This is a genomic window from Kluyvera sp. (assembly GCF_047971185.1).
In the GTDB taxonomy this organism is placed as follows: Bacteria; Pseudomonadota; Gammaproteobacteria; order Enterobacterales; family Enterobacteriaceae; genus Kluyvera.
This window is the reverse complement of sequence record NZ_JBKDZH010000044.1, coordinates 86,556-110,690: the sequence shown is the minus strand read 5'-3', so window position 1 is coordinate 110,690 and position 24,135 is coordinate 86,556. Positions and strand designations below refer to the sequence as shown.

The 24,135-nt window shown below is 53.4% G+C and carries 26 protein-coding genes and 1 pseudogene; 10 read left to right on the top strand and 17 right to left on the bottom strand.

Going from position 1 to position 24,135, the window contains the following annotated elements; genetic code table 11:
* Positions 1–178 (top strand): helix-turn-helix domain-containing protein (locus tag ACK5JN_RS12690; RefSeq protein WP_416870515.1); only part of this gene is annotated, 178 nt, incomplete at its 5' end.
* A gap of 69 nt (positions 179–247) precedes the next feature.
* On the opposite strand, the pseudogene ACK5JN_RS12685 reads toward ACK5JN_RS12690, so the two are convergent.
* From ACK5JN_RS12685 to mdtJ, 3 genes and pseudogenes are all read right to left on the bottom strand, one after another.
* Positions 248–463: pseudogene (locus tag ACK5JN_RS12685) on the bottom strand (bifunctional diguanylate cyclase/phosphodiesterase); the annotation flags it as partial.
* A 92-nt stretch (positions 464–555) separates the two neighbouring features.
* Entirely contained in the window at positions 556–885 is a 330-nt protein-coding gene (gene mdtI / locus ACK5JN_RS12680) for a multidrug/spermidine efflux SMR transporter subunit MdtI (protein ID WP_416870509.1), read from the bottom strand.
* On the bottom strand, positions 878–1,246 hold the full coding sequence (mdtJ, locus tag ACK5JN_RS12675) for a multidrug/spermidine efflux SMR transporter subunit MdtJ (protein WP_416870508.1): 369 nt from the start codon (positions 1,244–1,246) through the stop codon (positions 878–880). Before mdtJ ends, mdtI begins: the two co-directional genes overlap by 8 nt.
* 400 nt (positions 1,247–1,646) lie before the next feature.
* Here mdtJ and ACK5JN_RS12670 point away from each other — a divergent pair, with 400 nt between their 5' ends.
* Entirely contained in the window at positions 1,647–2,678 is a 1,032-nt protein-coding gene (locus ACK5JN_RS12670; protein ID WP_416870507.1) for an AI-2E family transporter, read from the top strand.
* A 3-nt stretch (positions 2,679–2,681) separates the two neighbouring features.
* Here ACK5JN_RS12670 and ACK5JN_RS12665 read toward each other — a convergent pair whose 3' ends face one another.
* The 11 genes from ACK5JN_RS12665 to ACK5JN_RS12615 all read right to left on the bottom strand — a co-directional run bounded on the left by ACK5JN_RS12665 (position 2,682) and on the right by ACK5JN_RS12615 (position 12,151).
* The gene (locus ACK5JN_RS12665) at positions 2,682–2,855 is read right to left on the bottom strand and encodes a GhoT/OrtT family toxin (RefSeq protein WP_416870506.1); all 174 of its coding nucleotides are present in this window, start codon (positions 2,853–2,855) and stop codon (positions 2,682–2,684) included.
* A gap of 198 nt (positions 2,856–3,053) precedes the next feature.
* Positions 3,054–3,290: a hypothetical protein gene (locus tag ACK5JN_RS12660; protein ID WP_416870505.1), complete on the bottom strand. Its 237-nt coding sequence runs from the start codon at positions 3,288–3,290 to the stop codon at positions 3,054–3,056.
* 191 nt (positions 3,291–3,481) lie between these two features.
* Entirely contained in the window at positions 3,482–3,994 is a 513-nt protein-coding gene (locus tag ACK5JN_RS12655) for a hypothetical protein (protein ID WP_416870504.1), read from the bottom strand.
* Positions 3,995–4,148: 154 nt separating this feature from the next.
* On the bottom strand, positions 4,149–5,573 hold the full coding sequence (gene patD, locus ACK5JN_RS12650) for an aminobutyraldehyde dehydrogenase (protein ID WP_416870503.1): 1,425 nt from the start codon (positions 5,571–5,573) through the stop codon (positions 4,149–4,151).
* A gap of 14 nt (positions 5,574–5,587) precedes the next feature.
* Complete coding sequence (locus ACK5JN_RS12645) at positions 5,588–6,403, bottom strand: ABC transporter permease (protein ID WP_416870502.1); 816 nt, start codon at positions 6,401–6,403, stop codon at positions 5,588–5,590.
* Positions 6,393–7,322 carry an ABC transporter permease gene (locus ACK5JN_RS12640; RefSeq protein WP_416870501.1) on the bottom strand — a complete coding sequence of 310 codons (930 nt, stop codon included), beginning with the start codon at positions 7,320–7,322 and terminating at the stop codon, positions 6,393–6,395. Before ACK5JN_RS12640 ends, ACK5JN_RS12645 begins: the two co-directional genes overlap by 11 nt.
* A 12-nt stretch (positions 7,323–7,334) precedes the next feature.
* The gene (locus tag ACK5JN_RS12635) at positions 7,335–8,348 is read right to left on the bottom strand and encodes an ABC transporter ATP-binding protein (protein WP_416870500.1); all 1,014 of its coding nucleotides are present in this window, start codon (positions 8,346–8,348) and stop codon (positions 7,335–7,337) included.
* A gap of 17 nt (positions 8,349–8,365) precedes the next feature.
* Positions 8,366–9,511 carry a putative ABC transporter substrate-binding protein YdcS gene (ydcS, locus tag ACK5JN_RS12630; protein WP_416870499.1) on the bottom strand — a complete coding sequence of 382 codons (1,146 nt, stop codon included), beginning with the start codon at positions 9,509–9,511 and terminating at the stop codon, positions 8,366–8,368.
* Positions 9,512–9,807: 296 nt separating this feature from the next.
* Positions 9,808–11,220: a PLP-dependent aminotransferase family protein gene (locus ACK5JN_RS12625; RefSeq protein ID WP_416870498.1), complete on the bottom strand. Its 1,413-nt coding sequence runs from the start codon at positions 11,218–11,220 to the stop codon at positions 9,808–9,810.
* Positions 11,221–11,300: 80 nt separating this feature from the next.
* Positions 11,301–11,741: a helix-turn-helix transcriptional regulator gene (locus tag ACK5JN_RS12620; RefSeq protein ID WP_416870497.1), complete on the bottom strand. Its 441-nt coding sequence runs from the start codon at positions 11,739–11,741 to the stop codon at positions 11,301–11,303.
* The gene (locus ACK5JN_RS12615; RefSeq protein WP_416870514.1) at positions 11,687–12,151 is read right to left on the bottom strand and encodes an AraC family ligand binding domain-containing protein; all 465 of its coding nucleotides are present in this window, start codon (positions 12,149–12,151) and stop codon (positions 11,687–11,689) included. The genes ACK5JN_RS12620 and ACK5JN_RS12615 overlap by 55 nt, the downstream gene beginning before the upstream one ends.
* A gap of 200 nt (positions 12,152–12,351) precedes the next feature.
* Here ACK5JN_RS12615 and ACK5JN_RS12610 point away from each other — a divergent pair, with 200 nt between their 5' ends.
* From ACK5JN_RS12610 to ACK5JN_RS12595, 4 genes are read left to right on the top strand one after another with little or no spacing between them, the layout of a single operon-like run.
* Positions 12,352–14,205, top strand: coding sequence for a DUF2264 domain-containing protein (locus ACK5JN_RS12610; RefSeq protein WP_416870496.1), 1,854 nt, complete (start codon positions 12,352–12,354; stop codon positions 14,203–14,205).
* Between the two features lie 4 nt (positions 14,206–14,209).
* Complete coding sequence (locus ACK5JN_RS12605; protein WP_416870495.1) at positions 14,210–15,460, top strand: oligosaccharide MFS transporter; 1,251 nt, start codon at positions 14,210–14,212, stop codon at positions 15,458–15,460.
* Positions 15,461–15,463: 3 nt separating this feature from the next.
* Positions 15,464–16,645, top strand: a complete 1,182-nt coding sequence (locus ACK5JN_RS12600; protein WP_416870494.1) for a glycoside hydrolase family 88 protein — start codon at positions 15,464–15,466, stop codon at positions 16,643–16,645.
* A 55-nt stretch (positions 16,646–16,700) separates the two neighbouring features.
* On the top strand, positions 16,701–17,405 hold the full coding sequence (locus ACK5JN_RS12595) for an oligogalacturonate-specific porin KdgM family protein (protein WP_416870493.1): 705 nt from the start codon (positions 16,701–16,703) through the stop codon (positions 17,403–17,405).
* A 130-nt stretch (positions 17,406–17,535) separates the two neighbouring features.
* On the opposite strand, the gene ACK5JN_RS12590 is transcribed toward ACK5JN_RS12595, so the two are convergent.
* On the bottom strand, positions 17,536–17,859 hold the full coding sequence (locus tag ACK5JN_RS12590; protein WP_416870492.1) for a hypothetical protein: 324 nt from the start codon (positions 17,857–17,859) through the stop codon (positions 17,536–17,538).
* A 361-nt stretch (positions 17,860–18,220) separates the two neighbouring features.
* On the opposite strand from ACK5JN_RS12590, the gene ACK5JN_RS12585 reads away from it, so the two are divergent.
* From ACK5JN_RS12585 to ACK5JN_RS12570, 4 genes are all read left to right on the top strand, one after another.
* A complete protein-coding gene (locus ACK5JN_RS12585) occupies positions 18,221–19,621 on the top strand; it encodes a cytochrome ubiquinol oxidase subunit I (RefSeq protein ID WP_416870491.1) in 1,401 nt (466 codons plus the stop codon).
* On the top strand, positions 19,618–20,628 hold the full coding sequence (gene cydB, locus ACK5JN_RS12580) for a cytochrome d ubiquinol oxidase subunit II (protein WP_416870490.1): 1,011 nt from the start codon (positions 19,618–19,620) through the stop codon (positions 20,626–20,628). The genes ACK5JN_RS12585 and cydB overlap by 4 nt, the downstream gene beginning before the upstream one ends.
* On the top strand, positions 20,628–20,753 hold the full coding sequence (locus ACK5JN_RS12575) for a DUF2474 domain-containing protein (protein ID WP_416870489.1): 126 nt from the start codon (positions 20,628–20,630) through the stop codon (positions 20,751–20,753). The genes cydB and ACK5JN_RS12575 overlap by 1 nt, the downstream gene beginning before the upstream one ends.
* A gap of 128 nt (positions 20,754–20,881) precedes the next feature.
* Positions 20,882–21,241 carry a hypothetical protein gene (locus ACK5JN_RS12570; protein WP_416870488.1) on the top strand — a complete coding sequence of 120 codons (360 nt, stop codon included), beginning with the start codon at positions 20,882–20,884 and terminating at the stop codon, positions 21,239–21,241.
* 63 nt (positions 21,242–21,304) lie between these two features.
* Here ACK5JN_RS12570 and ACK5JN_RS12565 read toward each other — a convergent pair whose 3' ends face one another.
* Both ACK5JN_RS12565 and ACK5JN_RS12560 read right to left on the bottom strand, forming a co-directional pair.
* On the bottom strand, positions 21,305–23,275 hold the full coding sequence (locus ACK5JN_RS12565) for a peptidase U32 family protein (protein ID WP_416870487.1): 1,971 nt from the start codon (positions 23,273–23,275) through the stop codon (positions 21,305–21,307).
* A gap of 199 nt (positions 23,276–23,474) precedes the next feature.
* Entirely contained in the window at positions 23,475–24,050 is a 576-nt protein-coding gene (locus ACK5JN_RS12560) for a helix-turn-helix domain-containing protein (RefSeq protein WP_416870486.1), read from the bottom strand.
* Positions 24,051–24,135: the final 85 nt, after the last annotated feature.

Genomic DNA, 24,135 nt, shown 5'->3' with positions numbered 1-24,135 from the left:
TGCCGCAGCGAAAGCTGAAGGGAGGATTGGTGGGAGGAGACCAAAATTTTCATCAGAACAGTGGGCTCAGATGGGTAGATTAATCGCAGCTGGTGAAACTCGGCAGCGTGTTGCCATTATTTTTGATGTCGGCATCTCGACGCTCTACAAGAAATTTCCAGCAGGTTTCACGATTTGACATTTAAAGTTGGATCGCGCAAAGCGATCCAAAGTTGTGTGACAAAGTTTCGCAATTTATGCGCCGCGCTACAGACAGCACACGATTGATCGAGGTCTGAATGGCCCCCTCGACGGAGAGCGCGGAACGGCGGGCGTCAATATCGTTGGTTTTACTGCTAATCAGATTCTGCGACAGGTACAACAATGAAATAATAGAAAAGATCAGGCCAATACCGGCTAAAAAGATCATCACGAATAGCGTTCTGGCCGTGGCAATATTACGCCAGCGTGACGGATTGAACATGTATCATCCTCGCAGAAACAAAGCGAACCCTTTGTTACAAGCGTAATACAGACAGCGAATTTCGCTGCCCGATTTCTCGGGCAGCGGTCACATCAGGCAAGCTTAATCATGACCATACCAATCAACAGCAGGCCAAGACCGACCCAGCCCTTATTATTCAGACGCTGACCAAAAAGGATCCACCCCGCCGCCAGCGTAGCCGCTACGCCGAAGCCACCCCAGATGGCGTAGGCAACCGATAGGTCAATCCCCTTCACCGCCTGCGACAGCGCGCTGAACGCAGCCAGCACGGCCGCCAGGGAGAGAAATCCGTACAGTTTGTTACGGAAGCCGTCAGAAAACTTCAGGAAAATATTAGCGACAATTTCCAGAACAATGGAACCTGCCAGCCAGAGGCCGTGAATCAATTCGAACTTAGGCATGATTCACCTCTTTATTGAGTTTAACGCTTTTCGTCGGCGCTTTACGCGTCCCCGACTTGATCAGCACGATACCGGCAACCAGCGTTGCCAGACCCGCGCCTTTCATCACCGTCAGACTTTCATCAAACAGTAAGACGCTGAAGAGGGTGATCAGTAAAATACCGATACCTTCCCAGAGCGCGTAGGCGACACCCAGCGCAATCTTCTTAACTGCAAATGAAAGAAAAATATAAGACAGTGAGATCATCACAAGCATTAAAATAAAACCAGCATGACCATCACTTACGCTTGCCCATTTCATAGACAACGTACCAGTAATTTCGGCCAGAATAGCCAGGGCTAATAAAATCCAGTAAAACATGGTCCTTCTCCTGCATGAGAATATAATCCGTTGCAGTTCGCGACACGGCGCAAACCGAAATAAAATGATTAAAATTTAGCTCAGACGAAGAGAGGGACTACAGCGCGTTGCGCCAGTGATGCTCACCACAGAAGGCGGAAAAGGAAGGGAAAACAGTAGCTTTGGTAGAAATGTACGTCCTGAACATATTGTCCATAAAATTACAATTATCCGCGGTATTGCTTCTCATCATTGCGGATTAAAATTGTCCTCAGTAGTTAAACACCGCTAATTTCTAACACAGTTGTGAAAGTATCTCAAAATGTTTTCAAATCTTTACTGATGTTGTTTGATGTGAATCCATTTATTATTAGATGATTCGCAATTATCATGATCAGCAGAATTTAAAGCAGGAGCAACCATGTCCAGGCCGATCATTACGCTTAATGGATTAAAAATCGTCATCATGCTCGGCATGCTGGTTATCATTCTGACGGGGATCCGCTTCGCCGCGGAGATCATCGTCCCCTTTGTATTGGCGCTGTTTATCGCCGTGATCCTCAATCCCGTGGTTCAGCTGCTGGTACGCTGCCGCGTGCCGCGGGTCCTTGGAATTTCACTGCTGATTGGCGTGATTATTCTGGCGGCGGTTCTGCTGCTGGCCTCGCTGGGTACGTCTCTTAACGAACTGACGCGCACGCTGCCACAGTATCGTTCTTCGCTGGCGGTACCGATCTATAACCTCCAGCCGTGGATGCAGCGATTTGGCATCAGCGTCAGCCCGGATGAACTGATCAAGTACATTGACCCTAATGCTGCGATGACGCTGGTGTCACGGCTGCTGTCGCAGCTCTCAAACGCCATGTCATCCATTTTCCTGCTGCTGCTGACGGTCGTGTTTATGCTACTGGAGGTGCCGCAGCTACCGGCCAAATTCCAGCAGACCATGTCACGCCCGGTGGAGGGAATGGCGGCCATTCAGCGGGCGCTGGACAGCGTGTCGCATTATCTGGTGCTGAAAACGGCGATTAGTGTGGTGACGGGGCTGGTGGTGTGGGCCATGCTGGAACTGCTGGGGGTACGTTTTGCGTTTATCTGGGGGCTGCTGGCCTTCGCGCTTAACTATATTCCCAATATCGGTTCGGTGCTGGCAGCCATTCCCCCTATTCTGCAGGTGCTGGTGTTCAGCGGCTTTTACGACGCGCTTATCGTACTTGCGGGGTATCTGGTGATAAATCTCGTGTTTGGCAATATTCTTGAGCCTCGCATCATGGGACGCGGCCTGGGGCTCTCCACATTGGTGGTCTTTTTATCGTTAATTTTCTGGGGCTGCCTGCTGGGCCCGGTGGGCATGCTGCTGTCGGTGCCGCTCACCATTATCGTAAAAATTGCGCTGGAGCAGACCGAAGGCGGTAAAAGCATCGCTATTTTGCTCAGCGACCTCAGTAAATAGCCCTCAGAAGAGCGACAGCAGCAGCGCAACGGGGAAGCTGAACGGCCACGTTGCGCCAATTAAAAAGGTAGCGATCAGGCGGATTGAGGTGCTTTCTTTAGTGAGAAACCAGGTAATGGTGGCGCAGATCACCGCCATAACGGCGTAAAAGACGAGCATGTTTTGGTACAGCGTCATCAATGTAGTCCTTACAATTGATCGTTAAAGCGGCGCAATATGCTACGTTTTTTGACGCACATCAAGTTTTTCACCGCTTGTCGCGTAAAACCATTCACTTCACGCAAATTTGCCTCCAGACAAATTGACTGCGTGAACGATTAAAACTAAAGCTATCGTATGCCGCTTTAGTTTTTCATTCTGTGATTTGGCTTACGCTTAGCGTTTTGGTTGGGAAGCAGCAAAGATGCTGTCAGCGGTAGGGTCGCTTACATAGCGGTTCGGATCGTACTGCGGAATTAAATTCACTTTCTCAGCATCCCAGGCCTGCGCCAGGCAGGCTGCCGTAGCGTGGTTGTCGCCATTGCAGGCGGCAATACGGCTTGCTGAATAATAAACACCTATACCCATCACGGCCGCCACGACGGCGGCACTGCACACAATACTCTTTTTCATCACTCTGACTATGCCCGGTTCAACAACGTCGCGGATCCTCGCACGTTGCTCCGGGCATGTCAAAAACGCAGCGGCGCGTGGCCAGTTTTTGGGCTACCGCGAAGGGGGTAATGAGGCCAACGTCCGACTACCTCTGTGCAGAAAGTAAAAAAACCACCTTCCGGTGGTTTATCTTGACTCTTCATGGTTCATCAGCAAAATGCATGCCGCGTCTGAAGGGGAAGTAACTCCTTCATATAGCCTCTAAGATCTGCATTAACGCCCCACTTCACGGCAAGCTTGTCAATTTTAGCGGAAGCGTTTGGTGTGTCGACGCGTTTTGCCAGTTGGTTAGCGAGTTCATCAAGAAAATGAAACACTCTGTTTTTGAATTCTACGGAGACACACGCGAATCTGGCAAGACGATCTAACACAAAAGCCCCCACCTTCATCGCATCCTCCGGCAAACCATCCATATTTGGCATTTGATTATAATGCCACATACCGATGGGCACGACCTCACTTAATAGACGCAATGCCTGCCGTTTAACATCAGGTGCCCCTTCAAGCTGGGCATCCAAATCGCTGCTGGTGCGAATATTGGTATGAAGATGCATTGCACAACCACCGAAAATAAAGGCTCTGCAACATCCAGGATGTATTATGGCCATGTTCTTTAAGCTGTTCTGCAAGCCCTTCAAAGAGCTCAAAAATTGCTTTAGCAAAAGGGGTTTCTGTATAGAGCATGAAATATCTCATTCTCGGATGATGACTAACGCTGAGAGGACTTATCATAACAAACGTCCGTGTTTGCCAGAATGAATAAACGCAATGCAAAAAGTCCGTAATAGGCCTAAAAGGCTTATTAAGATAAATACCTCAGTGCTTGATCATCACATGCCGCACCACGGTGTAATCCTCCAGCCCATATATCGACATATCCTTACCGTAGCCCGACAGTTTCTGCCCGCCATGGGGCATTTCGCTGACCAGCATAAAGTGCGTGTTGACCCAGGTGCAGCCGTACTGCAGCCGCGCGCTCAGACGGTGCGCGCGGCCAACGTCCTGCGTCCAGACCGATGAGGCCAGGCCATACGGGGAGTCATTAGCCCAGGCCAGCACCTGCTCTTCGCTGTCAAACTGCGTGATACTCACCACCGGGCCAAACACTTCGCGCTGGACAATCTCGTCCTCCTGTCGCGCTCCCGCCAGTAGCGTTGGCTGGAAATAATACCCTTTACCCGCCGCCTTCTCGCCGCCGGTCACCACCGTGATGTGCGGCAACGCTTTAGCGCGGGCGACCGCATCGCTGACGCGGGTAAGGTGTGCCTGCGAACTTAACGGCCCCAGTTCGGTACTTTCATCGTCTGGAGCGCCTATCTTCAGACTCGCCACCGCCGCGCCGAGCTTTGCCACCAGCCGATCGTAAACGCCCTGCTGCGCGTAGATGCGGCAGGCCGCGGTACAGTCCTGCCCCGCGTTATAGAAACCAAAGGTCCGCACACCTTCAACCACCGCATCGATATCGGCGTCATCAAAAACGATCACCGGTGCTTTACCACCCAGCTCCATGTGGGTGCGCTTAATCGAAGGCGCGGTATGGGCCAGAATGTGCTCGCCGGTGGCAATTGAGCCGGTCAGCGAAACCATGCGTACTTTCGCATGCCCGGTTAGCGGATCGCCAACGGTCTGGCCACGGCCAAACAGCACGTTCAGGACGCCGGCCGGGAAGATATCTTTCGCCAGCTCCGCCAGCGTGAGCGCGGTTAGCGGCGTAATCTCCGAGGGTTTAATCACCACGCAGTTGCCTGCCGCCAGCGCAGGCGCCAGCTTCCACGCCGCCATCATTAGCGGGTAGTTCCACGGCGCGATAGACGCCACCACGCCAACCGGATCCCGGCGAATCATCGAGGTATGACCCTCCAGATATTCCCCTGCCGCCAGGCCATTCAGACAGCGCGCCGCGCCGGCGAAGAAGCGGAATACATCCACCACCGCGGGGATTTCATCTCCCTGAACGCAGTGCAGCGGCTTACCGCAGTTAAGCGACTCCAGCCGGGCGAAGGTTTCGGCATGCTCTTCAATGACATCGGCCAGCTTTAGCAGGCACTCCGCCCGCTGTTTAGGTGTGGTTTGTCCCCACTGGACGAAAGCGCGGTCGGCAGCATTTACCGCAGCGTCAACCTGCGCGGCGGAGGCCTCGGTAATCGTCAGCAGGATCTCCCCCGTCGCCGGGTTATAGACCGGCTGCGCTTCGCCTTCGCCGACCACCAGTTCACCGTTAATCAGTAACTTATGTTGCATAGCATGATCCTGTTTTATTTAAATGTCGTACCACCGCTGGCGGCCGTTTCGTCTTCGCGCGTGAGCCACCACGCCCCAAAAATCGGAATCATCGTCAGTAACATCACCAGCAGCGCGACAACGTTAGTCACCGGCACATCACGCGGCCGGCCCAGTTGGTTCAGCAGCCACAGCGGCAGCGTGCGCTCATGCCCGGCGGTAAAGGTGGTGACGATGATTTCATCAAACGATAGCGCAAACGCCAGCATGCCCCCCGCCAGCAGCGCCGACCCCAGATTCGGCAGCACGACGTGGCGGAAGGTTTGCCAGCCGTTGGCGCCTAAATCCATGGACGCTTCCACCAGGCTCCACGACGTGCGGCGGAAGCGGGCTATCACGTTGTTAAACACCACCACCACGCAAAACGTGGCGTGACCAATCACAATGGTGAATAGCCCCGGTTCAAGATTGACCGTTTTAAACGCCGTTAACAGCGCCAGCCCGGTGACGATGCCAGGTAACGCAATTGGCAACAGTAGCAATAGCGATATTGCGCTTTTGCCAAAGAAATCCCGCCGCCAGAGTGCTGCTGCAGCTAGCGTGCCAAGTATCAGGGCGATGGCCGTCGACAGAGCCGCGATTTTAAGTGACAGCGTCACCGCCTCGTAGATATCGCTGCGCCCTGCCGCTTCGCTAAACCAGCGCAGCGTCAGGCCCTGCGGCGGAAAGCTGAACGCCGCGTCTTCGGTGTTAAAGGCGTATAGCGCAATGATCGCCAGCGGGAAATGGAGGAAAACAACGCCGCCCCAGGCGGCAATTCTGAGGAACAGCGGTGCCCGTTCAGAGTGCATCGAACGCTCCCAGGCGCTTCACAAACGCCAGATAAAGGGCAATCAGGACAATCGGTACGAGGGTAAACGCCGCCGCCATCGGCATGTTGCCGATCGCGCCCTGCTGGGAATAGACCATATTGCCGATAAAATAGCCCGGCGGCCCCACTAACTGCGGCACGATAAAGTCCCCCAGCGTCAGTGAGAAGGTGAAAATTGACCCCGCCGCGATGCCGGGGATCGCCAGCGGCAACACCACATGGCGAAACGTCTGACGCGGCAGCGCGCCCAGATCGGCGGAGGCCTGAAGCAGCGAGCCGGGTATGCGCTCAAGCGCGGCCTGTACCGGCAGGATCATAAACGGCAGCCAGATATAGACGAACACCAGGAAGCGTCCCAGTCCGGAGGTCGAGAGCGTATTACCGCCAATGCCTGGCAGCGTCAGAATGGCCGCCAGTACCGGCTGTAGCCCGAGATGGTTGAGAAACCATTGCGCCACGCCGTCCTTCGCCAGCAGCAGCGTCCACGCGTAGGCTTTGACGATATAGCTGGCCCACATCGGCAGCATCACCGCCACGTAGAAAAAAGCCTTTTTCTTTCCGCGGGTGTAGCGCGCCATATACCACGCCATTGGGAAAGCCAGCAGCGCGCTGGCCACGGTCACCGCAAGCGCCATCACCAGCGTGCGCACAATGATGTCGTAGTTCGCCGGATTAAACAGCGCGTACAGATTTGCCAGCGTCAACGTCGGCGTGACCGACATCGTAAAGTCATCGAAAGTGTAGAAACCCTGCCACAGCAGCGTAAGCAGCGAGCCAAAATAGACGATGCCAAACCACATCAGCGGCCCGAGTAGCAGCAGGAATAGCCCCAGCGTCGGCTTACGCCAGAACAGGCTGGAGATTTTCCCGCCATGGCGAGAGGAAGGAACCGGCGTCATGCTCATCTCCATTTACCTCCCTCCGTCCAGCGCCACCATCGCGTCACGCGGCCAGGAGGCCACAACGTCCCGCCCCACCGCGGGGCCCTCGGCGTTCAACCCGACGGCGAAGTTTGCCTGGCTGACCAACAGCTTATCGCCGCTCTCCAGCAGCAGCTCATAGCGCGTCGCCGCCCCCTGATACTGCACCGCCTGCACGCGCCCCTTGACCTCAACTTCGCCCCCTTCGTTCAGGCGAATATGCTCCGGGCGCAGCGCCCAATGTCCCGTCATGCCGCACAGCATCTCGGCCATGGTGGGATTAAACACGTTCGACGTGCCGACAAAGCTGGCGACAAACGGCGTACGCGGGCGCAGATAGAGCGCGCGCGGGGTGTCTACCTGCTCAATACGACCGTTGTTGAATACCGCCACCCGGTCCGACATCGATAGCGCTTCACCCTGATCGTGCGTCACGAAAATAAAGGTGATGCCCAGTTCCTGCTGGAGTTTTTTCAGCTCGAACTGCATCTGTTCGCGCAGCTTGAGATCCAGCGCGCCCAGCGGTTCATCAAGCAGCAGTACGCGCGGTTCGTTGACCAGCGCGCGGGCAATGGCCACCCGCTGACGCTGGCCGCCGGAGAGCTGCGACGGTTTTCGCCCGGCCACAAAACCGAGCGCCACCTTTTCTAACGCCTGCGCCGCTTTCATCTGACGTTCTTTTTTCCCCACGCCCTTCACCATCAGGCCATAGGCCACGTTATCGAGCACCGACATATGGGGAAACAGCGCATAGTCCTGAAAAACGGTGTTAACATCGCGCTCCCACGGCGGGAGCTCGCTGGCCTGCTGGCCAAAAATGGAGATAGCGCCGCCGGAAAGCTGTTCAAACCCGGCGATCAGCCGCAGGCAGGTGGTTTTGCCGGAGCCTGACGGCCCCAGCATAGAGAAGAACTCACCGTCATGGATGGCGATGCTCACGCCATCTACCGCCCGAACGTCGCCATAAAGTCGCGAGACGTCATGAAACTCGACTGCATACGTCATGATGGACTCCCCGGTGATTAGCGACCGCCCATAATGGCGATATAGTCCTGCGTCCAGCGGCTATACGGCACGTACTTGCCACCCTCGGCAATCGGGGTTTTCCAGAAGGCAATTTTGTCGAAGAAGCTGTAGCCGTTGGTTTCACAGCCTTTCTCACCGAGCAGCGTACTGGCCTTACACCCTTCGGCCACTACCGGCAGCGAGCCAAACCAGGCCGCCACGTCACCCTGCACCTTCGGCGTCAGCGACCAGTTCATCCATTTGTAGGCACAAACCGGGTGCTTAGCCTCGGCGTGCAGCATGGTGGTATCGGCCCAGCCGGTAACGCCTTCTTTCGGGAACACCGTCGCGATCGGCTGGCCTTCGCCCTTCAGACCGTTCGCCTGATACGGCCAGGCGCTGGAGGCGACAACCCCCTCGTTTTTAAAGTCACTCATCTGCACGGTGGTATCGTGCCAGTAACGGTGGATCAGCCCATGCTGATCGCGCAGAACCTTCAGCACCGCCTGATACTGCGCTTCGGTGAGTTGATATGGGTCGCTGATACCCAACTGCGGCTGGGTCGCTTTCACGAACAGCGCCGCATCGGCGATGTAGATTGGGCCATCGTAGGCCTGCACGCGGCCCTGATTGGTTTTGCCGTCCGGCAGATCCTGCTTCACAAAGACCACGTTCCAGGAGTCCGGCGGCGTAGGGAACGTTTTGGTGTTGTACATCAGCAGGTTTGGCCCCCACTGATACGGCGTGCCGTAGACTTTGCCATCCACGTTGAACCATGCGCCTTTGCTCAGACGCGGATCGAGGGTTTTCCAGTTTTCAATCAGCGCGGTGTTGATCGGCTGCACACGTTTGCCCATGATCAGGCGCAGCGAGGCATCGCCGGAAGCGGTGACCAGATCGTAACCGCCCTTCGCCATCAGGCTGACCATCTCATCCGAGGTTGCCGCCGTTTTGACGTTGACCTGGCAGCCGCTCTGTTTCTCAAACTGCGTCACCCAATCATACTGTTTATCGGTCTGGCCGCGTTCGATATAGCCCGGCCAGGCAATAATATCCAGCCGCCCTTCCGCTTTTCCCAGCGAGGTCGGCGGCTCGGCGGCGTAGGCAGTGGCGACCGTCACGGCCAGCGCGCACAGGCTGCTGCGGGCAAATTTCTTGCTCATAAAGTTTTACTCCTGTCACAATGAAATTGAGCGGCAGCCGTGCCGTTAAAAATATCTCCCTGTTTAAAAATAGACGTCACCAGAACGGTCACCTGTGCCGCAGATAAAAATTTGCACAGGTTGTGACAAAGTGCGCATTCCGCAAAAATGAATAAATCGGGGTAGATAATATGGATTATAGACAAGGAGTTACCGGTCAAAGGCGCTATGCGTATTTCCTATGACCGGCGCAGAGAAATACCCCTCAAAACGTGTGAATTTCATTAAGGGGCGAATTCGGGAATAAGCGTTTGTGATTATTTCAGCATCTGGCGAATAAGATTGCCGAGCGTTTCCACCGCCTTGTCTTCTCTTTCTCCCCAACCCCAGGCGGTATTAAAACGGAAGAATGACGCCCAGTTGTCGGTGGTCGAAAACATTTTGCCCGGCGCAATGCTGATGTGGTGCTCCAGCGCTCTGGCGCTTAACGTCCCGGCATCAATCCCGGCCGGTAGCTCCAGCCAGAGAAAATAACCGCTGTCGTTGTGATGAATATGCACCTCCGGCGGCAGCGAACGCAGCAGCGACTGCCACGCCAGCTGCTTGCGCTCCGCCAGCTGGCGTCGCAGGCGACGCAGGTGGGCGTCGTAGCGTTTGGTGGCCAGATAGTCGACCAGCGCCAGCTGCATGGGCGACCTGGTCGAAAGCGTGCTCATCAACTGTAGATGCTGAATGCGCCGCGCGTGCTTGCCCGCCGCAACCCAGCCGATGCGAAAGCCCGGCACCAGGCACTTGGAAAACGAGCTACAGTGCAGCGTCATATCCTGTTTGTCCCACGCCTTCGCCGGCAGCGGTTTTTCGCGGCCAAAATAGAGCTCGCTGTAGACGTCGTCTTCAATCAGCGTGACGTTATGCGCGGTGAGGATCTCAATCAGCCGCGCCTTTTTCTCGGGCGTGAGCGTAAAGCCCAGCGGATTCTGGCTGTTGGTCATTAACCAGCAGGCTTTTACGGGGTAATTCTGCAACGCCTGAGCCAGTGCGTCGAGATCGATCCCCTCTTTCACATCGGTCGCCACCGAAAGCGCCTTCAGCCTCAGCCGCTCCAGCGCCTGCAGCGCGCCATAAAAGCACGGGTTTTCGACGATGACCCAGTCACCGGGCTCCGTGACCGCCTGAAGGCTCAGGTTTAGCGCCTCCAGCGCCCCGGCGGTGATCACGATCTCATCCGGCGAAATGGTCATTCCCTGCAGCGCATAGCGACGCGCGATGGCATGACGTAATTCATCATTGCCCGGCGGCAGATTCTCAATCACGCTCATCGCCGTGGCGGTTTTACTCACCTGCGCCAATGAGCGATTGAGCTGCGGCAAGGGGAACAGTTTAGGGTCGGGAAACGCCGAGGCAAACGGCAGCACGGCGGCATTGCAGCTGGCCTGTAGCACTTCGAAGATATAGGTATTGATGTCGACCGCGTTATCGGGCATCACCGGCGCCGCCACGGCGGCCGCTCGCGGGGCAACGGGATGCGGTGCCACGTAGTAGCCGGACTGCGGGCGCGCCACGATCCTTCCCTGGCTCTCCAGCAGCTGGTAAGCATGGCTGACGGTCATAAAACTCATGCCGCTGTTGACTACCTGCTCCCGCAGCGAGGGCAGCTTGTCGCCCGGCTGCCACACGCCATGGGCAATCTGTTCTGTCATCTGCTCGGCGAGGCGCTGGTACTTTTTCATGGTGATTCCCGCTGGTTCTGTCTTGCGGTCATATTATATCAGAGTTAAAAAAAATGCATTTTTATGTAACTGATATAAATCTAATCTCGCTTATTTCTATAACGCAATGGAGCACAGCCCAGCAGCTCTTTAAAACACCGAATGAAGTAAGTGACGTGGTTAAAGCCAGATTGTTCAGCCACTTGCGCGACTGAAAGTTCAGTATTCTCCAGCAAATCACACGCATATTTCACCCGGCGGATCATCAGATATTCCTGAATGGTTCCGCCGGTTTCTTTGCGGAAAACCCGCGACGCGTAGCTTTGAGAGATCGCGAGACTGTCCGCAATATCCGCTAGCGTGATCCGGGAACGAAAATCACGCTCAATCAGTCGCATGATCTGAGAAGATATTTTACCCGTTGTTGCCGTACGAACAAAAGCGTCATCTGAAAAGAGTTGAAATAGGCTAAGCAACAATATCGCCATTACTTCCACTTTGTTCGATGCAGCCTGGTACTTAACAGTATAGCTATCGAACATATCCCGAATATATCCCGAATATACCCCTGGCGTTCAGATAAATCATAGACAAACGCTCTTGCGTCGGTAGAGGAAATATTCTCAAGGATATGCCGAGACTCATTAAATGTGGAGAAATATGAAGCAAGCACACTGGCGTCAATATGCAGAATATTACGTTTATAAAGATTTGTCGGGCTATTATCAACCGTCACCTTATGCAGTTTTCCCTGCGGAAAAATGAATATCCGACCTGGACGCAGCGTATACTGTTGATTATCAACCACGACAATACCTATGCCTGTCTCTATATACAAAACCTCCAGACACTGATGCCAGTGATAATAGTCAACGCTTTTACCCTCTACCCGGCGAAACTCCGCATAAAGATCGTCAAACTCAATTCGGTCCAGCAGCACTTCAGGAGTCATAAAGGTAATGTCAAAATAGTGCAATTTCCATTCAGAATAATTCAAATTAGCCAGGAAAAAACGTGCTTTTCATCTTCACTGCGCATCACGCATCATTTTTTGTGATCTTCTTAACGAATTATCCCTTCGAACCTCCATAAGTTACCTGCCATCGAAAGACGTTATGAAACGTTATTCCATTTTTTATCGAGGATGTCCCCATGAAATCACAACGGAGCCAGGTGCAGGCACTTGTCACCCGGCAGGATGTTGAACGTGAATTTGATACCCTTTTTTCCGCCGTGTGGGCATTACGCCGCAATAATGAAACCGGCATTCTACCCGGACCGGTGATACCGCTTTACGGCAGTCAGACCGCAGCGATGGAAACATTCTGTCGCCTGCTATGGGGAGTATTTTCACGCCTTTCCTGCCCGGATAGCCCCCACACAGAAGTGGAACCACTGTTTCGCTTAATTGCCGATGGCACCAATCCTTCGTCCCCAAACTATTGGGGAACTCCGGGTGATTTCGATCAGCGCTGCGTCGAGATGGCCGTCTTCGGCGCAGGTCTGGCATTGGTGGGTGATCAATTCAGAACGCATCTTTCCAGCGACGAATTTAACCGACTGGTGGATTGGCTGAGGCATATCCGCACGGTTAAACTACCGCTAAATAACTGGTCATTCTTCCCCATCATGGTTGAAACCGGGCTTTGCCTGTCAGGGGAGGAATGGCAGCCAGAGATCATTACCCACCACTTTGCGTTGTTGGATGGATATTATCTTGGTGACGGTTGGTATAGCGATGGCCAGGACCGCCCGCGTGATTACTACAATGCGATGGCATTGCACTATTATGGACTGGTTTACGCCCAATTAATGGTCGACCACGATCCACAACGCTGTCGTATTCTTCGCGAACGCGCGACAATATTTGCACGTGACTTTATACATATGTTCAGCGATGACGGTAGCGCCATTCCATTTGGCCGCAGCCTCACCTATCGTTTTGCCCAGTCGGCTTTCTGGAGCGCAGTGGTTTTTGCTGAGTTGGACGTTTTTCCCTCCGACGTCGTTAAAGGTCTTATTTTACGTAATCTCAACTGGTGGCGCGAGCACGCTCCTGTTGACAGTCGTGGAATAATGAACATCGGCTATGCCTATGATAACCCGATAGTTGCTGAAGACTATAATGCACCGGGTTCCTCCTACTGGGCCTGTAAAACCTTCCTGATTTTAACACAAGGTGAGCAAAGCGAATTTTGGCGAAGCGAAGCTAAACCACTCCCGTTACGCGAGTCTATCCGCATGTTCCGTCACGCCGGACAACTTGTACATCACGATATCAGCCACCAGCATCACTATTTACTGAACAGCGGGCAGTTCCCGGCTAAAAATTACAATAATAGTGAAAGCAAATATGCCAAATTCGCCTATTCCTCTTTACTTGGATTCAACCTGGAACGCAGTCGCTACGGCCTTGAAATGAACGCCTGTGATTCAATGCTGCTGTTCAGCGAACAGGACGGTTATTACCGTGGTCGGCGTCTGAACCTGGAAAGTGAAATCACCGAGCGCTATATCAGATGCCGTTGGTCGCCACTTTCCGGTATTGACGTAAGCAGCTGGTTGGTCCCCATAACTGGTGGTCATCTACGTTTGCATATAATTGATAGCGATCGCCATATTGATACCGTTGAAGGTGGTTTCCCAGTGCCAGTTTTAACGCCACAGGTTGCCAGTCCCGGAGAAAAAAATAACTTCATTGTCAATCGAGAGGAAAATTTATTTAGCTTGATTAAAGATATTTCACCGAGGTTCGCCCGTGAAGCCGAGATTGTTATTTCACCACCGGGCAGTAATATTATTTACCCCTGTAGCAGTGGCGTCGTCACATTACAACAAAAACTGATGCCTGGACGACATATTTTTGTCTGTCTGGTTCAGGCTGGTCGCGGTGAGCCCGCCGAACTTAATATTACGCTATCTATCGATCCACAATATCGTTATTTCACCCTCCAGGATGAAGGAACTTCCTACACCCTACCGTTAACTTTAACTTCCGAAAGGTAATCTTATGTACACCGTTAACAAAGTTGATTACATAAAAATAAGCAGCTTTATGCTCCTCTATTTCGTTGTGTGGACGATGAGCTTTAGCCTCTATGCTATCTGGCTAGGCCAGCATGCCGAGCTCTCCAGCGCGGAGATTGGCGCTGTTTTTGCAGTAAATGGTGCGTTTGCCGTGGTATTAAAACCTTTTTATGGCTATATCACCGACAAACTGGGGATGAAAAAGCATTTGCTCTATTTTGTCGCCATCATGTCGGCGCTGCTGATGCCGTTCTTTGTCTACGTCTACCACCCACTATTAATTAGCGCATTTCCAGTTGGTATAATCGTGGGAGCAACTTATCTCAGTCTGGCGTGGTATGCAGGTATTGCGGTATCTGAGTCGTACTGCGATCGTTTTGGTCGCCTCAAAGGCTTCGAATTCGGCCGTATCCGTATGTGGGGGTCCTGCGGCGCGGCGGTTACCGCCTCCTTTGCAGGCGTGCTGTTTAACATTTCCCCAGTGATTAATTTCACCATCAGCAGCATTGTTTCATTAATCATGCTTGCCGTGCTCGTCAGCATTAAAATTCCTGAAGCAGACAACACAGAAAACGCAGTTGTTCCGGCGAAAAAAATCAATATGGCCGACGTCCGCCAGTTGGTTAAAGAAGGAAAATTCTGGCGTTTCTGTTTTTATGTGGCAGGTATTGTCTGGTTTATGCATATCGCAGAACAGCAGTTTCCTCGCTATTTTGTCTCCTTTTTTCACGGCAGCAAAGCGGGTACGTCCTGGTATGGCTACTTAAGCACCGTACAAGCCATCGTTGAATTTATCTCCATGCTGACCGTACCGTGGGTGGTCAATAAACTTGGCGCACGTAAAACACTGATCGTTGCAGGTTTGTTAATCGGTTCACGACTGCTCATTTCTGGTTTTGCTACCAGCCCGCTAATGATCGCATTTATCAAACCATTTTATGGTCTGGAAAATGCGCTGCTGTTGATTGCGGTCTTTAAATATATTGCCGCCCATTTTGATAAGAAAGTTAATTCCACCATGTATTTAATTGGTTATCAATGCTTTATCTATGTCGGCACTATTTTTGTCTCCGCACCGGTTGGTTACATGTATGACCATATCGGATTCGGTAATGCTTATTTTATTATGGGGGCCATAATTATCACCTTCTCATTGATATCTATTTTTATTCTCTCCGGAGATGATAAAAAAATTGAACAACCGCAACCGTCAGCCAATCACTCACTGAGTTAATTCATGTTGTTGTCGCAAAGAGAATTTCCCATGCAGAACATAGATAAATCATCAGTTACCGAACGTCATTATCTCGAGTCCATTGCCAACAAGATGGCAGATAAACTCATCTTCCAGTTAGCGCAGTTCGATGGAAAGTTTCCTGCCGCATGTAGCGTCGATGGCATTTATCCTTTAACACCTAACACTGACTGGACAACCGGTTTCTGGAGTGGAGCCACGGCGCTAGCTGCACGCTTCAACCATGCAGAACGTTTTCTCCCGCATCTTGAACAACAGGTAGTAAGTTTCAGCGAACGCCTGGCGAAAAAACACGATCTGGAAACCCACGATCTTGGCTTTCTGTATACGCTTTCCTGCGTTAGTGCCTGGCGTATGACGGGTAATATTGAAGCTCGATGTACGGCCCTGTCAGCCGCCGATGCACTGCTGACGCGCTATCACCCCAGGGCAGGTATTATCCAGGCGGCCTGGGGGGACTTACAGGATCCGGAGCAACAGGGGCGAATGATTATTGACTGCATGATGAACCTCCCGCTGCTCTACTGGGCAAGTGAGCAAACCGGCAACCAGAATTATGCCCGCTGCGCTTATAGCCACGCCGTGCAAGCACAGCGCTATCTATTCAGGGAGGATAATTCTACCTTCCACACATTTTATATGGACGTTCTGACCGGCCAACCGATAGGTGGAAAAACCCACCAGGGTTATGCCGATAACTCCTGCTGGGCACGAGGCCAGTCCTGGGCCATCTACGGTAGTGCGTTAAGCTTCAGCTACACTGGCGATAAAACATTTTTATCATCCGCTATACGGGCGGCAAAGTACTTTTTGGCTCATCTTCCCTCTGACGGTATTTGCTACTGGGATCTTAGCCTCACCGCGCCGGGAACGCACAAAGATACCTCGGCAGCAATCATAGCCGTCTGCGGTTTGCTCGAACTGGCAAACCATCTTTCTGTCGTTGATCCGGAACGTCATTATTTTATTCAACAGGCAATAGATATAATGGATATTCTTCTGAAATCCTATTTCGATAGTGAGTGCAACCAGGGTGGTTATTTAACCCAATCGGTCTACAACATGAATAAAAATCGTGGCGTTGATGAATATAGCACCTGGGGCGATTATTTTTTATTCGAGGCAATTTCAAGACTTATATCGCCTGAAGCTAAATATTGGTAAACAACACTAACTTGTTTAAAATCCTGACAGCGGGAGGTATTCCCGCGGAGTAAATATGCACATAATTAAAACATCAAAGTTTTTCATTTCTTTTCTGCTGCTGAATGTTTCATTTTCTGCCTTTGCCGGAGGATTTCTCGAAGTTCGCGAAGCCTATGAGAGTGCGTCAAAAGATCATCAGTTAAAATTAGGTGGTGGTTATAACTTTAATAACGGTGCGGGGGTGCTATACCAAACCGTTTTTAATACCGGTAAAAATCTTGAACAATTAAAGCATACCTTCGACGAGTTAGAAGGATGGTACCCACTGTGGCATATTACTGACAAACTCACTTTTTATCCTGGAGGGATCATTAACTCGACTAGCGCTGGTTCGACAACTTCACCCTACGTACAGTTAGGTTATATTTACAATAGTGATTTGGGACTAGCTTTTAAATATCGCTATAATCATATGAACTATCAAACCAACGATCTCCGGAATGAGATGGATTACAATGATAATCATCAACTGGTGATGGTAGTAAACTATAAAATTACCGATAAAGTGAGCTACGAGTTTGAACCAGACTTTTACATAAATACCGGCAACTATAAACGTAAGAACGGTAAAGACCACAGCTGGGAATTAAACCATAAATTCACGTGGAAAATGTCTCCCACCTGGCGTCCGTTTGTCCAACTCTCGTGGCTGGATCGCGATAATAGCAACAATGCCGAACGCTATCGCATTCGTCTGGGTATACGTTACTACTTCTGATAGCCACCGTGCTGGGTCAGAAAATGTCGAAGCAAACGGCAGGACTGCGGCTGGTCTGCAGCACGTCGAAGATGTAGATAAAAAATTAACAGGCCGCACGATGCGGCCTGTCATTAAAAATACAACAATATTAGGTTCTGCGAGTCACTTCAAATACGTTCGGCGCAACTTCAATAACCGCGAATTGACTGTAGGATGTCCCGCTGGAGGTATATGGTTTCGCCTCAACGTCGCGGTCAGGAAGTTCAATAACGGCATTAATTCGGGTTAATAAACAAAGGCCGCGCGGGAAAGAGGCGCTTTGCCCTGGGCGAATATTAAAATGGTCTGTGCTGCACGCGGCATATTTGATTTCGCCATGAATACGATATTTGGTGGTATTCACGACGCAAGCGGCTGGATATGCACCATCAATTTCCTGATCTTTGTGGTCAACAATGTCTTCCATTTCCATACTATTTCCTTTCTATCAAGAGAGTTAAGTGGGTTGCTTCGGGTATTAATTTAGCAATATCGGAATGATGAACTGTGATAAACATCACGAAGAATAACTAAATTATATATTTCATACATAATAATGACATGGCAAATATAATACTTAGCTCCAATATGTTACTCGATATATTTACATCTAAAATAAATAATATGAATATATTTACCAAGAAAATATATTCATAGGCTATCCCGTGAGTTTGCCCCTGAGTACGCCATGCCTACCCGGCAAACTGTTATCAATTTATAACGGCTGACTGTCTCTGCAACGCCGCCGCTCCACGCTTTACACTGCCGCTGAGTTTCTTTTCCCCGGAGTCTGCATGTTCGGTCTTGATGCGTTTCACCTTGCGCGAATTCAATTTGCCTTTACCGTGTCGTTTCACATTATCTTCCCCGCCATCACCATTGGCCTGGCGAGCTATCTGGCGGTGTTGGAAGGGCTGTGGCTAAAAACCCGCAACCCGACCTGGCGCTCGCTGTACCAGTTCTGGTCGAAGATTTTCGCCGTTAACTTTGGCATGGGCGTGGTATCAGGGCTGGTGATGGCCTACCAGTTTGGCACCAACTGGAGCGGGTTCTCTCAGTTTGCGGGCAGTATTACCGGCCCGCTGCTGACCTACGAGGTATTGACCGCCTTTTTCCTCGAAGCCGGTTTTCTCGGCGTGATGCTGTTCGGCTGGAACCGCGTCGGGCCGGGGCTGCACTTCTTTGCGACCTGCATGGTGGCGCTGGGCACGATTATCTCCACCTTCTGGATCCTCGCCTCCAACAGCTGGATGCAAACGCCACAGGGGTATGAAATCGTTAATGGCCAGGTGGTACCGGTAGACTGGTTTGCGGTGGTCTTTAACCCCTCTTTCCCTTACCGCCTCCTGCACATGTCTATCGCCGCGTTTCTGAGCAGCGCGCTGTTCGTCGGTGCATCGGCAGCCTGGCATCTGCTGCGCGGCAATACCTCACCCGCGGTGCGAGTGATGTTCTCCATGGCGCTGTGGATGACGCTGATTGTCGCCCCCATACAGGCGATGGTGGGCGACATGCACGGGCTTAATACCCTCAAGTATCAGCCGGCGAAGATTGCCGCGATTGAAGGTCACTGGGAGAACCCGCCGGGAGAACCGACGCCGCTGCTGCTGTTTGGCTGGCCGGATATGGCGCAGGAGCGCACCCGCTACGGGCTCGAAATCCCGGCGCTGGGCAGCCTGATCCTCACCCACAGCCTCGAGAAACAGGTGCCGGCGCTCAAAGAGTTTGCCAAAGAAGACCGGCCAAACTCGACGATCGTCTTCTGGTCGTTCCGCATTATGGCCGGGCTGGGGATGCTGATGCTGCTGCTGGGCATCGTGGCGCTGTGGCTGCGCAAAAAGCAGACGCTGTATACCTCGCGCCCGTTCCTGTGGTTCGCGCTGCTGATGGGCCCGTCAGGCCTGGTGGCGATCCTCGCCGGGTGGGTCACGACCGAAGTCGGACGCCAGCCGTGGGTGGTTTACGGTCTGCAACGCACCGCCGATGCGGTCTCCGCGCACGGCGACCTGCACATGAGCATCAGCCTGCTGGCCTTTTTGCTGGTCTACAGTTCGGTCTTCGGCGTGGGCTACAGCTATATGGTGCGCCTGATTCGCAAAGGACCGCAGCCATTTACCCCCGACCCGCACGGCACGCCGTCGCGGCCGCTCTCTGCCGCTATTGAGCCGCAGCACGCTGAGGAGGAACGCGTATGAGCCTCGATCTGTCCATTATCTGGTTTGTGATTATTGTCTTTGCCACCCTGATGTATATCGTGATGGATGGCTTCGATTTAGGGATCGGCATCCTGTTCCCTTTCACCCAAAGCGCGCGGGAACGCGACGTGATGGTGAACAGCGTCGCGCCGGTGTGGGACGGCAACGAAACCTGGCTGGTGCTTGGCGGTGCGGGGCTATTCGGCGCATTTCCGCTGGCCTACGCGGTGATCATCGACGCGCTGACCATCCCGCTGTCGCTGATGCTCGTAGGGCTGATTTTTCGCGGCGTGGCCTTTGAGTTTCGCTTCAACGCCACCCCCTCTCATCGCCCGTTCTGGGATAAGGCGTTTATGGGCGGATCGATGCTGGCCACCTTCTGCCAGGGCGTGGTTGTCGGCGCGGTGATCAACGGCTTTCAGGTCACCGACCGCGCCTACAGCGGCGGCGCATTTGACTGGCTGACGCCGTTCACGCTGTTCTGTGGTTTTGGGCTGATGATCGCCTACGCGCTGCTCGGCGCCAGCTGGCTGGTGATGAAAAGCGAAAATGCACTGCAATCCAGTATGCGACGCGCCGCGCGCGGGCTGTTGCTGGCGCTGCTGGCCGTTATCGCCATCATCAGCCTCTGGACGCCGCTGCTGCACCCGGCGATTGCCGCACGCTGGTTCAGTCTGCCCAATCTCTATTATCTGCTGCCCGTCCCGCTGCTGGTACTTGCCGCGAGCGCGCTGCTATGGCGTCAGCTTGGGCTGCAGGATAGCCACGTGCCGCCGTTTATCCTGACGCTGGCGCTGGTGTTCCTCGGCTTTAGCGGGCTGGGCATCAGTATCTGGCCCGCCATTATTCCGCCGTCTATCACTCTCTGGCAGGCTGCCGCCCCGGCGCAGAGCCAGGAGTTTATGCTGATTGGCGCGATCTTTATCATCCCGGTGATCCTCGTGTACACCTTCTGGAGCTACTACGTGTTTCGTGGCAAAGTGCCGCAGAATGAGGGGTATCACTGATGAAAAATCGCTGGATATCGCGGATTTTATGGCTGGTTGCGCTGTGGGGCGGCAGCGTGCTGGCGCTGGCGGTCGTCGGGAGTGTATTTCGTGTACTAATGACCGCCGCCGGGTTTAAATCCTGATACAACAAACAGATACAGCGTAACCGTTGCGATCCAAGAGAAATCCTAATTGTGCACTACTTCACATTTTCTCCACTTTTTGTTGGTGAACTAGCCCCACTGCACAAAAGCAATGTAGGGAGTACACGATGAAAAAAATGATCGCACTGTCTGCCATTCTGGCAATGGGTCTGTGTTCAACGGCGTTTGCCGTCGATCATCAGGAACCGCCGAAGAAGCCGCCGGTAGAACAACAGCATAACGGCCAGCCGCCGCGCGATAACAAAGGCCCACAGCAGCATGATGGTAAAGGTCAGCCGCCGCGCGACCACAAAAGCCAGCAGCATGACGGCAAAGGCCAGCCCCCGCGCGACAACAAAGGTCAGCAGCACGATGGCAAAGGCCAGCCGCCGCATGACAACAAAGGCCCGCAGCACGATGGCAAAGGTCAGCCGCCAAAACACGACGGCGACAATAAGCTTCCCCCGCCAAACGGCCAGCGTAACTAAGTAAAAAAGCCGGAGAGCATGATGCTTTCCGGCTTTTTATTTCCCCTGCTTCACGCCGCCAGGCTACAGCGGCGCATTTTTACGCTTCGGCAGCGTTTTCAGCAGATCGTCCGGGCTCATCGACGCCACCACGCTGCCCGGCAGCGGCATCTTCAGAATGTGGTTCTTCATTTTGCCGATCACGTGCATTTCACACGGGCGGCAGTCAAACTTCAGCGTCAGCACTTCATCGCCGTTAATCAGCTGCATCGGCGTCGCCTTCCAGCTTTTAATCGACCCTTTGGCCTGTTTCGGGCACAGGTTGAAGGCAAATCGCAGGCAGTGCTTGGTGATCATCACCGGCACGTCGCCCTTCTCTTCATGCGCTTCATACGCGGCATCAATCAGTTGAACGCCATAGCGGTGATAGAACTCGCGCGCTTTATGGTTGTAGACGTTTGCGAGGAAGCTCAGATGGCTTTCCGGATACACCGGTGCCGGGCTAGCGACGGCTTTACGGCTGCCGCGCACGTAGGCATCCAGCCGCGCCTGGTCGAGCTGTGCCACGGTTTCACGGCGCAGCTGATTCAGCTGGCTATTTGGCACAAACAGCGCTTCCGGCAGCATGACAGCCACGTTACGGGCGTAATACAGCGTTTGCCCCAGCTTCGCGACGCCGTCATGCAGCTGGCTCAGCGCTTTTTCCGCATTGTTGGCCGTGGCAAACTCTCCGTCTAACGTATGGGTCACCGAAACGCCGTCTTCGCTGGTTAACGTCAGCACCAGCTGCTCCTGCCAGCCGGTAAGCTCAATATCCACGGCGATGCGACGCTCGCTGGAGGTCTTCAGCAGCGCCTGCTGCCAGTTGTGGTCAAGGTTGCGGTTCAGCACCTGGTGCGGACGAGCTTTGTGCAGGTCGGCCGGCATTTCGTTTGGCCAGACGCGATAGCGGTTTTCGCCGATTTTTTCTACCGTATTGGCGCGGAAGCCGACCACTTCGCGCTTAATCAGCACATTCAAACCATCGCCGTTCGCCAGCGGCTCGCTTACCTCAACGTCCAGCGTCTCTTTGTTGACCTTCAGCACTTCACCCACCGGCAGGCCAACAAATTTCGGCGAATCGAAGGCGCCGATGTTCATCTGGCGCTGGTTAACGAAATAATCGGTGCTGCCACGGTGGAAGGTTTTGTCGGTCGACGGCACGAAGAAGTGCTCGGTACGCCCGGCGGAAGCACGGGCCAAATCGCCGCGCTCTTCAATGATGGCGTCAAGCATCTGGCGGTAATGCGCGGTGATATTCTTCACGTAGCTCATATCTTTGTAGCGCCCTTCAATCTTGAAGGAACGCACGCCCGCATCGATCAGCGCGCCGAGGTTGGCGGTCTGATCGTTGTCTTTCATCGACAGCAGGTGCTTCTCAAACGCCACCACGCGCCCCTGGTCATCTTTCAGGGTATACGGCAGTCGACAGGCCTGGGAACAGTCGCCGCGGTTAGCGCTACGCCCGGTCTGGGCATGAGAAATATTGCACTGCCCGGAATAGGCCACGCACAGCGCGCCGTGGATAAAGAACTCGATGGTGGCGTCGGTCACGTCGTGAATGGCTTTAATTTGCTGAAGGTTCAGCTCACGCGCCAGAACGATCTGACTAAAGCCCACGTCGGAGAGGAATTTGGCTTTTTCGACGCTGCGGATGTCGCACTGGGTGCTGGCGTGCAGCTCAATCGGCGGAATATCCAGCTGCATAATCCCCATATCCTGCACGATCAGCGCGTCTACGCCCGCCTCGTAAAGATCGGTAATCAGCTTCTGCGCCGGTTCCAGCTCATCATCATGCAAAATGGTATTGAGCGTAATAAAGATTTTAGCGCCAAAGCGATGGGCAAACGGCACCAGTTCGGCAATGTCCTGCAGGCTGTTGCTGGCGTTATGGCGCGCGCCAAAACCGGGGCCACCAATATAAACGGCATCGGCGCCGTGGAGAATCGCCTCGCGGGCAATCGCCGTATCACGTGCCGGGCTGAGGAGTTCGAGATGAGCGTTTTGCTGGCGCATACAGTCGGAGTTATCCAGTAGGGTCACAAAATGGCGGCTATTGTAGCCAGAAGCCGCGGTAGACGAAAACAGTTTCCATCGCTTCTGCGCGGCGGTTAGCTGAATTTCGGCAACCTATTGCCGAAATGGTTATTTCAGCGTTCAGCATCAATGGGTTAGAGTCAGCCCCGTATTCCGGACTTTCCTCGTAACGGCCACGTTATGGTTCATTGTCGTGATTTGCCGCAGGCCTGCCTGCGGCTTTTTCTTTGGGATAATGAATAAGAGAGTGGAAATGCGCGGTCTGATCGCTGCTGTTGCGATAGGCATGCGCCAGATCGCCCGCAAAGCGCAGCCCTTCTCCCGCCGCCAGCTGACGCCACTCACCCTGGACACACATATCCAGTTGGCCGCTAATCACCACCACATGTTCAATCACCCCTTTTTCATGCGGCGTTGATTCACTGATCGCGCCCGGCGCCAGCGTGATGGAAAAGTGGTCGAAGCCCAGTTCCGCATCCCACGGAAAGACCGGCGTCACCACCATCGCCTGCTGCTGCGGGTCGAACGCCTGCTCGCCGCCCGCTTCCGGCGGCGTGATAAACACGGAAAACGGCACGTTGAGGCCGGTGGCGATTTTCCATAGCGTCGCCACCGTCGGGCTGGATTCATTACGTTCAATCTGCCCTAGCATCGCCTTTGACACGCCGGTTTCTTCAGCCAGCTTCGACAGGCTCCATGCCCGCTCCTGGCGCAGTTTTTTCAGCGTCGCCGCCAGATGTTGCGCAATATTCATTCAGCCTCCCTCGATTACACCGGCAAAGTATACCTCAGCCAGCGCGGTTTTTCGTTCGGATGCGCGCACTTGTGCGCTATAACGC